This window comes from Lacrimispora sp. YZC11, from assembly GCF_057543815.1.
Map to the genome: position 1 here is coordinate 717,960 of NZ_BAAJYQ010000006.1, position 12,350 is coordinate 730,309.

At 43.7% G+C, this 12,350-nt stretch carries 13 protein-coding genes; 2 read left to right on the forward strand and 11 right to left on the reverse strand.

Features of this window, described 5'->3' with window-relative positions; translation table 11 throughout:
• Positions 1–20: 20 nt before the first annotated feature.
• The 4 genes from AC27IJ_RS09590 to AC27IJ_RS09605 all read right to left on the reverse strand — a co-directional run bounded on the left by AC27IJ_RS09590 (position 21) and on the right by AC27IJ_RS09605 (position 3,986).
• On the reverse strand, positions 21–1,400 hold the full coding sequence (locus tag AC27IJ_RS09590) for an ABC transporter substrate-binding protein (RefSeq protein ID WP_312442083.1): 1,380 nt from the start codon (positions 1,398–1,400) through the stop codon (positions 21–23).
• Positions 1,401–1,427: 27 nt separating this feature from the next.
• Complete coding sequence (locus tag AC27IJ_RS09595; protein ID WP_312442082.1) at positions 1,428–2,612, reverse strand: trans-sulfuration enzyme family protein; 1,185 nt, start codon at positions 2,610–2,612, stop codon at positions 1,428–1,430.
• A gap of 92 nt (positions 2,613–2,704) precedes the next feature.
• Positions 2,705–3,388 (reverse strand): FadR/GntR family transcriptional regulator, encoded by a 684-nt coding sequence (locus AC27IJ_RS09600; protein WP_487148555.1) that lies wholly within the window; start codon positions 3,386–3,388, stop codon positions 2,705–2,707.
• A gap of 406 nt (positions 3,389–3,794) precedes the next feature.
• Entirely contained in the window at positions 3,795–3,986 is a 192-nt protein-coding gene (locus tag AC27IJ_RS09605; RefSeq protein ID WP_487148557.1) for a nitroreductase family protein, read from the reverse strand.
• A gap of 620 nt (positions 3,987–4,606) precedes the next feature.
• On the opposite strand from AC27IJ_RS09605, the gene AC27IJ_RS09610 reads away from it, so the two are divergent.
• Together AC27IJ_RS09610 and AC27IJ_RS09615 are read left to right on the forward strand one after the other, a co-directional pair.
• Positions 4,607–5,515 carry an AraC family transcriptional regulator gene (locus tag AC27IJ_RS09610; protein WP_312500902.1) on the forward strand — a complete coding sequence of 303 codons (909 nt, stop codon included), beginning with the start codon at positions 4,607–4,609 and terminating at the stop codon, positions 5,513–5,515.
• Between the two features lie 25 nt (positions 5,516–5,540).
• Complete coding sequence (locus AC27IJ_RS09615) at positions 5,541–6,032, forward strand: pyridoxamine 5'-phosphate oxidase family protein (RefSeq protein ID WP_025231965.1); 492 nt, start codon at positions 5,541–5,543, stop codon at positions 6,030–6,032.
• A 381-nt stretch (positions 6,033–6,413) separates the two neighbouring features.
• Here the strand turns inward: AC27IJ_RS09615 and AC27IJ_RS09620 are convergent, their stop codons facing one another.
• Genes AC27IJ_RS09620 through AC27IJ_RS09650 form a run of 7 tightly spaced genes read right to left on the reverse strand, consistent with a single transcriptional unit; the run spans position 6,414 to position 12,346 of the window.
• A complete protein-coding gene (locus AC27IJ_RS09620; protein WP_312442076.1) occupies positions 6,414–7,169 on the reverse strand; it encodes a 5-oxoprolinase subunit PxpA in 756 nt (251 codons plus the stop codon).
• Positions 7,170–7,179: 10 nt separating this feature from the next.
• The gene (locus AC27IJ_RS09625; RefSeq protein WP_487148560.1) at positions 7,180–7,989 is read right to left on the reverse strand and encodes a putative hydro-lyase; all 810 of its coding nucleotides are present in this window, start codon (positions 7,987–7,989) and stop codon (positions 7,180–7,182) included.
• A gap of 32 nt (positions 7,990–8,021) precedes the next feature.
• The gene (locus AC27IJ_RS09630) at positions 8,022–9,050 is read right to left on the reverse strand and encodes a 5-oxoprolinase subunit C family protein (RefSeq protein WP_312442073.1); all 1,029 of its coding nucleotides are present in this window, start codon (positions 9,048–9,050) and stop codon (positions 8,022–8,024) included.
• A 4-nt stretch (positions 9,051–9,054) separates the two neighbouring features.
• Positions 9,055–9,744, reverse strand: coding sequence for a 5-oxoprolinase subunit PxpB (gene pxpB / locus AC27IJ_RS09635; RefSeq protein ID WP_313259106.1), 690 nt, complete (start codon positions 9,742–9,744; stop codon positions 9,055–9,057).
• A complete protein-coding gene (locus AC27IJ_RS09640) occupies positions 9,732–10,820 on the reverse strand; it encodes a DUF4392 domain-containing protein (RefSeq protein ID WP_313259119.1) in 1,089 nt (362 codons plus the stop codon). The genes pxpB and AC27IJ_RS09640 overlap by 13 nt, the downstream gene beginning before the upstream one ends.
• Before the next feature lie 9 nt (positions 10,821–10,829).
• Entirely contained in the window at positions 10,830–11,687 is an 858-nt protein-coding gene (locus AC27IJ_RS09645) for an aminotransferase class IV (protein WP_312442071.1), read from the reverse strand.
• A complete protein-coding gene (locus AC27IJ_RS09650) occupies positions 11,684–12,346 on the reverse strand; it encodes a cytidylate kinase-like family protein (RefSeq protein ID WP_487148563.1) in 663 nt (220 codons plus the stop codon). Before AC27IJ_RS09650 ends, AC27IJ_RS09645 begins: the two co-directional genes overlap by 4 nt.
• Positions 12,347–12,350: the final 4 nt, after the last annotated feature.

Consider the following 12,350-nt stretch of genomic DNA (forward strand, 5'->3'; position numbering starts at 1 on the left):
TGTGATAATTTAGTTCCTGCTTACCACTTCTGTCCTTCATCCTGATATGCTTTTGTCCAGAATTCATCCAGCCATTTTAACAGATCCTCATCCGTAATCTCGTCGGTAAGATACTTCTGATACATGGTATCTACCTCTGTTTTATATGTTGCAAACGCTTCATACATCTGAGGATATGCCGCATGACGGTATACATCCGGTTCTTTTGCCATGTCCATATACATAGCAAACCGTGCCTCTGAAAAATAACTGTCTTTATCTGCTGCATTACTGTGAATCGGGATTGTGGAATAATTCTTTGCAAAGTATGTATTATTCTCGGAATTGGACAAGTACAGAAGGAAGTCCGCTGCCTCATCGGGATGTTCCGTAAAGGATGTCATACCCCAGCCGGCGAATCCGTTTGGAAAAACCGCCTGACCGGACGGTCCCTTGGGGAAGGGAACTAAATCCCACTGGTCATCCTGTAAATCAGCGGAACAGGTCGCAATCACTTCCGGATCCTGAATCAGCATAGAGGTGGTTCCTCCCACAAAGCCCTGTACCATTTCGGAAAAGCCCCATGCTATGGAATCCGTAGGAGAAGCATTTTTAAAAAGGTCCTTATAGAAATGAAGTGCTTCCTTTACTTCAGGCAATGTAAAAATGGTTGCCCCATTGCCATCCTTTAAATAATAACCGGCATTGGGATCTGCAAGCTTATCGGTACCGATCCAGCTCCAGTAAATCGTATCTGCATACTGGTAGCCGCTTGAGCCGCCGCGGAAAGAATAACCAAAACGGCTGTTTGCCGGATCCGTAACGGCAACTCCTGAGTCATAGATATCCTGCCAGGTTTCAGGCTGCTTCAAACCTTTTTCCTTAAACCAGTCGGCCCTGTAGTAAAGACCTCTCTGATAAAATCCATAAGGAACCATGTAAGCTCCGTCTTTCATGTAATGGATCACTTCTTTCGCAGAATCTGTTAAAGTGTCTTTTTCTGACCAGCCATCTAAGTATTTCTGAAGATCTGCAATCCATTCATTGGTCACAAACTGGGTAATTGTGGAATCTCTTACTTCTACGATATCCACACCGCTTCCATTCATCAGCATCTGGGTGATTTTCGCATCGGCATTCTCCAATGGCGGGGATACAATATCAATCTTGATATTGGGATGCTCTGCCTCATACTTGTCCGCAATTCCTCGTAAAACAGCCGTACGTTCCGGACTGGTCAGGGATTCTACCAGGCTGATGGTTACCGCATCCCCCGGCTTTCCATTGTCTGTCTTCGCTGCTTCAGTCTTTGCTGTTTCCCCGCTTGCTGATGTTGTTGCTTCTGCAGCTGTCTTCCCGCTGCATCCTGACAGAATGGCTGCCGCTGCCAACGCCAATACTGCTGCTCTTTTTTTCCTCATCTGTTCTCCTCCTTTGATTTGTTTTGCTTATATTTGAGCAAGAGCCGATTCCAAATCTGAAATCAAGGCATCTGTACCTTCTAATCCGCAATGAATACGGATAATATTCTGAGATCCTCCTAAAACTTTGCATGCATTCTCTTCCAGCCTTGCATGGGGTAAAAATACCAGACTCTCAAAACCTCCCCATGATACGCCGATCTTAAATATCCTAAGGCTTTCCGCCACTTTTACTGCGTCCTTTAATGTTCCATTCATCTCAAAGCTCAGCAATCCTGTATTTCCTGACTGCTGTTTCTTCATCAGCCCGTATTGGGGATTGGATTCCAGGCCAGGATAATACACATTCTTTACTTTTGGATGCTTTTCAAGGAACTTCGCAACCTCAATTGCCGTTTCCTGATGCTGCGCGATGCGGACTGCCAATGTTCGAAGGCCGCGGATCATCAGCCATGCCTCCATTGGTCCTGCAATGCCGCCAAACAGCTCCCTGTTTGCTGTCAGTTTTTTCATCAGTGCAGGATCTTTCACTGCCAGCATGCCGCCTATTATGTCACTATGGCCGCCAATATATTTTGATGTGGTATGCATCACGATATCTGCACCAAGGGTAAGGGGCTGCTGGTAAATGGGAGTGCAAAACGTGTTATCAATATAGACAAGTGCCTGATGTTCTTTTGCAATCTTTGAAACCGCTTCAATGTCCTGCAGGGAAAATACAAGAGAAGAAGGGCTTTCCAGAACAATTAAATCCGTTTTATCCGTTATGCTTTCTTCAAATTCCTCCACACAGTCGCCCTTTACAAACGTGGTGGAAATGTCCATGTGTTCTTTGCAGTATCCGGTCAGAAAATCTTTTAATGGGCCATAGGAATTATGGATGCATATTACATGGCTGCCTGTCCTGCACGCAGTTAATACTGCTGTTGTAGCAGCCGCCATGCCCGATGCAAATGCCAGGGCTCCGGCTCCGTGCTCCAAAGCCGCAATTTTATCTTCCAGAATCCTGACGGTAGGGTTCTGAACTCTGCCGTAACAATATTTATGCTTATCGGTACGGTCAAAATCGTAATATTCATCTATGGTTTCAAATACATTGAGTGAATTCATGAAAACCGGCGGTACAACAGCATTATAATAATGCTCATATTCCTCTCCGTAATGTGCAGTAATTAATTTATCACTTTTTAAATACTGGCTCTGATCTGACATAGTGTTACCTCTTTTCTCCTTTGATTTCTCAACCTATATGCTATATGCTATAATATAGGTTAAGTTGTTATAAAACATTTTACTATAGAACATTATATTTGTTTTTTAATATCCCGGTATACTGCATCTAACAATTGTTCATTGATTAGCTGTGCTTTCTTCACATTTTTTTCGCGAATCGCTTCATACAGTTTTTCATGCAATGGCAGACTTTCTAAAAAAGGATCTTCCATATTGAGCGGAAACTCCCAGAACTGATCCATTACATGGCTGATGGATAAGATCAACTGATACATAATATCATTATGGGACAAACGGTATATGGTATAATGGAACTGTTTGTCCTCTTCTGTCTGTCTTACTCCCTGATGAAATTTTTCCATTAATACCTTAGTAATATCGCCCAGTTCTTTCAGTTCTTCTTCGTTAACCGTATGAATCACCATACGGAGAATTTCCCGCTCCAGAATCTTACGTACTTCCAGAGCATCTAAAAGCTTACCTTTTTCCCTGGTAAAATCCATCAGTGACAAAAATGCACTGTCCTTCTGGCTGCCTACGTAAACGCCCTTTCCATTCCGCACTTCCAGAACATTGCGTGCCTCCAGGGTCTTCATAGCCTCTCTGAGTGAAGTTCTGCTTACACCCATCATTTCTAACAGCTGTTCCTGGGAAGGAAGCCTGTCCCCTGCTTTTAGATCATTTTCTTCAATATAATTCTGTATATAACGAATAATCTCTAACTGAAGCGATGTCCGTTGTATCTTATTAGTCATCTGTTATCTCTCACATATCTTTATTTACGTTTAACTTAACATACGTGAGTTTGTATGTCAATAACTATTAAATTTTATTTTCCTTCCCCCACATACATGTACATAATGAACAAATACAATCTCATATATCATTTTTAGATAGCTTTCTGTTTTCCTTGACTTATACAGAAAAAGGCATGACAGTTCCGTGCCACGCCTTTGTATTGACCACATTATAGTCTTGGCTTAACTCTGTGTCAATGCCATTTCATTCTTTCTTTAGATTATTATGCAGATTCATTTGAAAATTTATATTTATCTATTCCTCTCACTCCTCGCAAAGAACATTGTTCCCACGATCAAACACCCCAGTGTCAACCCAACAATCGCAAGGCAGTTCACGAGCGGGTTGAACATCACGATGCTGTCATACTCCGGTGTTCCGGCATATACTACCGCGCGGACAAGGTCGAGACAGTACGTCATCGGCAGCCCATATTGCGGATTCGAGAAGTGTGTCCATTTGTTCTTCCATGATTTGTTCGTCGGTGAACTGGCGCGTGCTGCGTCTGTTTTTGATAGCATCGATAATCGGGTTTGTCATAATGGGATTCTCCATTCTTTTTTATTAATTATACAGGTCGAATGTAAACGGAGATTAAACGTGAGATTACAGTTATCTCTCATATATCTTTACTTACGTTTAACCTACCATACGTGTGTATATATATCAATCATATATTATCTAATTTTTTCTCTATATATTCACGGGCATACTTAATCTAATACATCTCATTCTGATACAAAAATAAAGGATTTTAAAGTAAGAAAAGCAATTTATATATAGTATATTTTAATATTTGTAATTATGTATTTTATGGTATATACTCAGGTAAATTGATAATTATTAAAAGCAAAATAGCTAGTATTCATATGATAGGGGAATGCATACACCTTACTTGGTAATTTTTAAGGGGAGAGTGTGATTTATTCGAGCTGTTGACAAAGTTTATCAAATATTCTTTAATTGGATATCGTCTAATAATTATTCATTATTTCAAAAAGTCATAAATCCTGATATAATATTTGCAATAAATAATTATGGTTATAACTTGTATAAGAGTTCGGTATGAACAGGTGCACATTATTTTATACTTCATACATTAGATAAAAAAGAGCAGACACGGTAAAGCATTTGTTTCTCGTCTGTGGTATTTTGTTTTAGAGAGAGGAATCTATATGCACGCATGGGAAGCCATACAAAAAACTCTGAACCACATCGAAGAACATCTCGGTGAAGAAATCCACATTGAAGAACTGGCAGAAACCGCCGTACTGTCACTGTTTTATTATCAGAGATTATTCACACGATTGGTAAAAACATCGGTTCGGGATTATATTAAATTGCGCCGATTGGCAAAATCTCTCACGATGCTACGTGATAAAGAAAACCGCATTATCGACATTGCAATGGAATACGGTTTTGGTAGTCACGTAACTTTTACGCGAGCTTTTAAAGAAACCTATGGGATTACCCCTTCACAGTACCGAGATAAACCGATTGGCTTACAGAATTTTGATAAACCCGATTTATTGCTTGGTTATATTGTGGTTGATGAGGGTGTACCGCTGATTAGTGATGGATTGGTTTTGGAAATGAACCGTAAATTTCTTGAAGAGCCAATTAACTTTCTTGGTGTTACCGGATATTATCCATTCAAATATGGTAAAATGTTTGGCGAAAGAACCGGCGTTGACACGGTTGGTGAGATTTGGGACAGGTTTTTTAGGGTTCTTCCGAATATCTCGCATATCTCAGAGAGGCGCTGGGTTGGTGTTTCTTATCACGGCGATGCACCAGACGGTTATTCGAGTTATTTTGTTGGTGCAGAAGTAAAAAAAGACGAGCAAAACCCCGAATTTACAAATTGGCAACTTCCCATACGAGAATATATCGTCTGTGGCTTTGAATCGGAAAATCATGAACAGATGATAATTAATTTGGGTAAGGCAATGAAATACACTCGGTTTTGGCTTAAAAAGCACAATCTAATTGCCGATGGATTTTTCCCTGAGATGTACTATAAAAGTACGTCCGACATCTCTTATGTAGAATTGTGGATTCCTTTTAAGAAACGAGAAAAATAAATAATTAATGCTGGAGGAAAAGTAAATGAGCAATTACGAAGAAGGATTAAAATTAATCGAAGAAAAGTTCGGAAACGGCAAAGACAATGTTATTTCCCTCGCGACGATTGCGCGGGAGCCGGGCGCTAACGGAATGCCCCGCCCGGTTGTCCGTAGTGTGGACGCCTATTACGAAGACGGCACGTTTTATGTTGTAACACATGGAAAATCAAACAAAATGCAGCAAATCTCGCAAAATTCGGAGGTTTCGGTTGCGGGTTGTTTAGAGATGTTCACCGCTAATGGAGTAGGTGAAAACCTCGGTTGGGTGCTTGATCCAAAAAATGCCGAAATAAGAACCAAACTCCGTACAGCTTTTTCCGAATGGTACGATATGGCAAATAATGAAAAGGATGAAAACTGTTGCTTTTTAGCAATCCGTCTCACTAAGGGAACATTAAACATTAATCATTGGGAAAAACTATACCATATGGATTTTGTGAATAAGACTGATATGGAAAATGGAGGCATTTTTTAATCAATGAAACATTTAAAACGATCCGCACGGCAGTAAAAATTTATGACATACAATGTGTCATACCTAATAAACATTTGTATATTAGCATTAATAAGGTCAAATGCTGATAGTGTTGTTTTCCCACGTTTCCAGTACTTAATTAATGCGACCCTATGAGATTTTATCTATACAACACATTATCCATATTATTAATCTAATAACAAAGAAGCAAGACATACGCCTTGCTTCTTTGTTTTGTATAAATAGTCACCTATACTCATTAGTTTTTAGTATGTGGATCGACTCAACTCCATAATAAGCGGCAATTTTTTCTGTTTACCCTTGGTTCACAAGTTGTCTTTAAGACTACTCACCTTTCCGTGCCACGCCTTTGTATTGCCACTAAAAGCATTTTACCTCTATTCCTGCTACTAAAAAACCTTCTCTTATACTCTTTACAAATTCCAGAGCCTTCCCTCCATCTCCATGAACACATACAGAATCCGCATCAATGGAAATCGTGCTTCCGTCAATGGCTTCCACCACCCCTTCTTTCGCCATTCGGATCACCCGCTTTAATGCCAGTTCCTCATCTTCAATCACCGCGCCTCTCCGGCTTCTTGGAACCAGGCTACCATCCCTTTCATAGGCCCGGTCTGCAAATACCTCACTGGCAGCAGACACCCCTGTATCCTTTGCCGCCCGAAGCATCTCACTATTACTGAGAGCAAGGAGAACTAGGCTGCCATCCACTTCTTTTATAGCCTGGCAGATGGCTTTTGCCAACTCATAATCCTTTGCCGCCATGTTGTACAAGGCCCCGTGGGGTTTTACATGACAGAGCCTGATTCCGGCTCCTCTGCAGAAAGCGTTCAGGGCACCGATCTGATACATAACACTGGTTTTTACTTCCCTGGGAGTAAGGCTCATATTTCTTCTTCCAAATCCCGCCAGATCGGGAAATCCCGGATGGGCCCCTGCCCTCACTCCATATTTTTTACACAAAGCCACCGTCTGTTCCATTACCATAGGATCTCCCCCATGGAAGCCGCAGGCAATGTTCGCCGATGTAACAAAAGGCAGCACCTCTTCATCCAGCCCCATTTTATACGCACCGAAGCTTTCTCCCAAATCACAATTTAAATCAATGACCGGCATATTCTCACCTCTAATTTTTTAATTCCGCATTTTTTATATCCGTAATAAACATGTGTCCCGGAGAATGAGTGATGACAAAGGGCGGCCTGCTGTTCATGACCACTGCCTGAGGCGTTACCCCGCAAGGCCAGAAAACAGGTACCTCTCCATCATATATGGTCACCGGGTCCCCAAAATCCGGTTTGTTAATATCTTTTATTCCAAGGATTTCGGGATAACCGACGTGAACAGGCGCCCCATGGACTCTTGGCATGGAGGCGGTAATGGCAACAGCCCCGGAAACCTGACGGTGAGGAATGGGCCTCATGCTCACTACCATGCTGCCTGTAAACACTCCTGCCGGTGTGCAGGGAATGTTGGTGTGGAACATAGGAACATTGACACCCTCCTCAATTTGTCTCACCGGTATTCCTGCCTCCAAAAGTGCTGTTTCAAAAGAAAAACTGCAGCCAATGAGAAAGCTTACCAGCTTTCCCCTGGTTTTTTGGTATTCCTCAAATAATTCTGATACATCTGTGTATTCACCGGTGCACACGCCGTATTCATACACCCGGTATCTGGGGATATCCCTTGTGATATCACTTCCTTCTGCAGTCAGCGGAAAACTCCTGCTTCCTGCATCCGATACTTCCAGGAGCGGGCAGGCTTTGGGATTCCTCTGGCAGAACAAAAGAAAATCCCAGGCCAGCACCTCAGGAAGAATCACCAGATTTCCCTGGGCATAGCCGCCACACATTCCGGTGGTAGGACATTGTATTACACCCTCCCTGATCAGCCGGCGGACTTCCTTTGGCTCCCTGTCTATGTACTCTAGTGCCATGTTCTTTCCTTCTTTCCTGTCTTATGGTTCATTTACCGGTAAATGGCATTCATAAGCCGTTCCTTTAATTTCCTCAGCTTTTCATCTTCCTTTCGGCAAATTGCTATGGCCTCACCTGGAGTTATATACTGAAATGCCACCCATTCTCCCGGCATTAACTGAGCCAGTGCAGGGATGTCCGTACTGATTACCGTGGCAATTTTTGCGTATCCTCCGGTGGTCTGATGATCTGCCATCAAAACCATGGGAAGTCCAGAAGATGAGATTTGAACCGAGCCTTCTACAATCCCATCGGATATGATATCTGCCCCATTCTTCATCTCTATGGGTTCTCCCTCCAGCCTGCAGGCCATGCGGTCGCAGTCCCTGCTTAACCGGAAAGGATTCCGGACCAGAGTGTTAAGTCCCAGTTCCGTAAAAGCATTTTCCTGGGGGCCCATTACGGCACGCAGAAGAACCATACGGTCGTCTCCATAAAAACGGTAAGGTGTTGACGAGTGACGAAGCCATGGTTCATTCTCTCCTACGGCTGCCAGCTTCTCATTTCCCTTTAATTTCTTTGCTATTTTCTTAAACTGCCTGAGATCTTTCCCTGATTCCAGAAGATCCCCTTCAAGGAGTGCCCTACCCTCCAAGCCTCCTATGCGGCACTTTAAATTAGTGGAACGGCTTCCCATGACAGAAGGAACCTCTACTCCTCCATAGACCGACATGTAAGTCCGAAGGCCTGAGACCGCAAGCTCCATGGTCAGAATATCTCCTGTCCGAACCAGAATCGGGGAGAAAATGGGAACCGGGATTCCATTGATACAGGGTTTCATATCCCCGCCTGCAAGGGCGATGATCTCGTCAGAGGTAAAACGGATCTCACCACCCTTTAACGTAAATTCTATGACTGCCGCCGTTTCCGGTTCTTCCAGATTCCCGGCAAGGAGATTGGCAAGTTTCATGGAATACTTGTCACAGGCTCCGCTTTCCTGGATGCCCTGGCTTAAAAATCCTCTTCTCCCTTTATCCTGAACCGTGGACAAGGCTCCAGGACGCAAGATTTCAAATCCCATCCCGTCACCCCTTTTCCTGTTTTCTTTTTATTTCTTTATATTCTTCCTGGCTGATGGGTGCAAAACGAATGGAATCCCCGGCTTCATAAAGAGGTCTTCCCGCCTGCTCCGGTTTAAAAAGACGGTAAGGTGTACGTCCGATCAGCTGCCAGCCTCCCGGAGAGTCCATGGGATAGATTCCTGTCTGCTCTCCTCCGATTCCAATACTTCCCGCCGGGATCCTGGTTCTGGGTGTTTTTAACCGGGGAGTAAAAATGCGTTCATCCATTCCAGCAAGATAAGGAAAGCCCGGAAGAAATCCCAGCATATAAATGCGGTATTCCCTGCTGCAGTGAATACGGATCACCTCTTCCTCCTTGATTTTTCCATGCTCTGCCACAAAAGAAAGGTCCGGTCCGAAGCTGCCTCCGTAGCAGACCGGAATTTCCACCAGCCTTCCTCCTGTCCCTGTTCTGCCTTCCAAGGATTCTGACAGTTGAAAAAGGACCTTGGATACAGCATTATAATCTGTCTTCAATGGATCGTAACAAACGAGAACAGAACAAAAAGCAGGTACTGTCTCGAGAATTCCTTCTAAGGAATGCTCATTGATTTTCCGGTTTAATTCCATTACCTTCGAATTTACTGTCTCACTGATGGAGTCACCCAATTCCACCAGGGCCCCACAGTCGCCGACCGCCTTTATTTGAACCATGGCCCATCCCCTTCTTCAAAAAACCCTTTTTTCAGTACAGAGCCAAACCACTGATCGGAATCATGGGAATATCGGACCGTATAAGCCGTGCACTGGCGCATCAGGCTGACAATTCCGGTATTCAGCCGGGTATTGAATCCATCAATTCCAGGAATCAAAGATCCGGTCATATCAATAAGGCCGGTTCTTGACGCCACTCTCATCAGCTCTTCTTCCATTTCTTCCCGGTGGAGAATTTCCATATCCCGCTTTAAGTAAGCCAGTGCCGCTATCAAACCATAGCAGCCCCAGTCAGAACAGGTTGCCGTAATTACATGATCTGCTCTGCTTGCTGCCAGAATTCCGCCCCCGCAGCCGCACACACATTCCCCTGACGCAGTAAAAGGTATGTATTTTTTAATATGGTCTGCGATGGCCCCCATACCGATCTCATTGCCCAGATCACCGATGGCAATATTTAAGATTCCCTTTTTCCGAAGTATTTCCCATAATACATCTGTCTTGGCTTCCAGCTCTGTAACATCTTTTCCGGCAGCATTGTGATAAACACCATTTTCATTGGAACCAGGGGCCTCCACAGAGATTACCGCCCCAGGAAGCCCTTCTTTTATCAGCCATTCTGCTTCAATTACTGCCCTGGCCGGATTTTTTGTAAAGGCCAGCACTCCCATGCTGAGAGGAAGTTCCCGTACGGTCCCTATATCCTGGTATATATGAAGACCTACCACGCCGGCACATATCTTTACAGATTTTACACAGTCCTCCGGGCAGATGATGACAGGCTTAGCCCCAAAAGCCATAACCAGAGCCCGTGCTAACAGCAAGGAACTGACCATTCCATCCATCTCCGGCTTCTTATGAGGCAGAAGTATAAATCCTGTCAGAATATAAACCAGATCATTTTCTTTTACCGTTTCACACAGTTTTTCCGCCGCTCTCATGGTAAGAGGCTCTCCCATCTGCTCCCGGCTCCCGGCATATAGAATCCGGCATACACCATATCCCCGGGGATCTAAATTCATGAGAGCATCCAGGTTTTCTCCCACATTTCTCTTTTCCAGTCCGCCTCTGTCCATCATCCACTCCTAATCAAATATACTCTTTCTGCCTGTATACTCTAAGTATTCTTCTAAAACGGCATCCTGAATCTTCTTTAAAGTTCCCGGATCCTTTCCTCCTACAGGCTTACCGTCAATGGTGTCTGCATGAAGGCAGAAATTGGATGAAGAGGTCACTATAATCTCATCGGCATCCATCAGTTCTTCAAGGGTAAAGGCCCGCTCCAGTACCTGAATCTCAAGCCTGTAACAGGCCTGGATCATATGGGTCTTTGCAATCCCCCGAAGAATCAGGTTATCGTTGGGATGGGAAATGAAGGTTCCGTCTTTTAAAATAGAAACATTGCTGTGGGCGCACTCCGTAACCATATCCCCTCTGTGTAAAACAGTTTCCAGTGCTCCTGCTTTTAAAGCCTCCTGGGAAGCGATCACGGACGGGAGAAGATTCAATGTTTTGATATTGCAGTGGAGAAACCTGGTATCTTCCTTTGTTATCAGGCGGATGGGCACGTTAGGGTCTCTTAGTTTATTAGGTCTTATCATGACCCACAGCTTTCCAAGCATTGTCTCATCATAAGCATGATCCCTGGGGGCCGTGCCTCTTGTCACCTGCCAATACACAAAATGAGTATCCCCCTCAACCATAAAAAGAAGTTTTGTCAGAAGTTCTCCAAGTTCCTCTTTTCCCATGGGAATCTTAATATCCAGGGCTTTGGCACTGGAATAAAAACGGTCAAGATGATCCTTTAGAAGATATACTTTGTGATTTCCTCCAACGGTGGCATCATAAACTCCATCTCCAAAAAAATGGACCCGGTCCTGGAAGGGAACCATCAATTCCTCAGGGGTTCCGATCTTTCCATCATAATAAGCAAGCTCTTTCATAATATCTCCTTTTCCTTGGAGCCAATACCAAACTTCAACTCCATGTATTTCTTTATTAATTCCACGCAATGATCCAGCCCCAGACTTTCCGTATCTAAGCAAAGATCATAATTTTCAGGATTCTTCCACTGCCTTCCGGTATGGTACACGTAATAGGAATTCCTGTATTTATCCAGTCTGTCTATATACTTTGCAGCCTCCTGTTCTGATATCCCCTGCCGTTCCATTTCTCTTTTTAAACGGAATTCATAGGGGGCATCCAGATACACGGACACTACATTGGGCTCATCCTTTAAGACAAAATCCGCCGCCCGGCCGATACAGACATAGGATTCGTGATGAAGAAGCTCCTGCAAGACCTTTGCCTGATAATTAAAAAGATTCTGATCCGATAAAAAATTGCCGCTTTCCTTTGGGATGGCTTCCCCGTTATAGACTCTTCTTGAAGCACGGTATAAAAAGGTCTTTTTCGTATTTTCATCTGCATTTGCAAATAACGTCTCATTGATTCCGCTGTCTTCCGATGCCAGACGTAAAAGCTTTCTCTCATATACATCAATCCCGTAATCAGCCGCCAGCTTTTTCCCTATATAGCTTCCGCCTCCGCTCCCGCAGGTGCGGGTGATGGCAATGGCAAAATACTTCTTATTCTCCTCCATGGCC

Excerpts from the sequence above, each read along its gene's own strand:
- AC27IJ_RS09590 (WP_312442083.1), bottom strand. The coding sequence starts at position 1,400 with ATGAGGAAAAAAAGAGCAGCAGTATTGGCGTTGGCAGCGGCAGCCATT.
- AC27IJ_RS09595 (WP_312442082.1), bottom strand. The coding sequence starts at position 2,612 with ATGTCAGATCAGAGCCAGTATTTAAAAAGTGATAAATTAATTACTGCA.
- AC27IJ_RS09600 (WP_487148555.1), bottom strand. The coding sequence starts at position 3,388 with ATGACTAATAAGATACAACGGACATCGCTTCAGTTAGAGATTATTCGT.
- AC27IJ_RS09605 (WP_487148557.1), bottom strand. The coding sequence starts at position 3,986 with ATGGAGAATCCCATTATGACAAACCCGATTATCGATGCTATCAAAAAC.
- AC27IJ_RS09610 (WP_312500902.1), top strand. The coding sequence starts at position 4,607 with ATGCACGCATGGGAAGCCATACAAAAAACTCTGAACCACATCGAAGAA.
- AC27IJ_RS09615 (WP_025231965.1), top strand. The coding sequence starts at position 5,541 with ATGAGCAATTACGAAGAAGGATTAAAATTAATCGAAGAAAAGTTCGGA.
- AC27IJ_RS09620 (WP_312442076.1), bottom strand. The coding sequence starts at position 7,169 with ATGCCGGTCATTGATTTAAATTGTGATTTGGGAGAAAGCTTCGGTGCG.
- AC27IJ_RS09625 (WP_487148560.1), bottom strand. The coding sequence starts at position 7,989 with ATGGCACTAGAGTACATAGACAGGGAGCCAAAGGAAGTCCGCCGGCTG.
- AC27IJ_RS09630 (WP_312442073.1), bottom strand. The coding sequence starts at position 9,050 with ATGGGATTTGAAATCTTGCGTCCTGGAGCCTTGTCCACGGTTCAGGAT.
- pxpB (WP_313259106.1), bottom strand. The coding sequence starts at position 9,744 with ATGGTTCAAATAAAGGCGGTCGGCGACTGTGGGGCCCTGGTGGAATTG.
- AC27IJ_RS09640 (WP_313259119.1), bottom strand. The coding sequence starts at position 10,820 with ATGGACAGAGGCGGACTGGAAAAGAGAAATGTGGGAGAAAACCTGGAT.
- AC27IJ_RS09645 (WP_312442071.1), bottom strand. The coding sequence starts at position 11,687 with ATGAAAGAGCTTGCTTATTATGATGGAAAGATCGGAACCCCTGAGGAA.
- AC27IJ_RS09650 (WP_487148563.1), bottom strand. The coding sequence starts at position 12,346 with ATGGAGGAGAATAAGAAGTATTTTGCCATTGCCATCACCCGCACCTGC.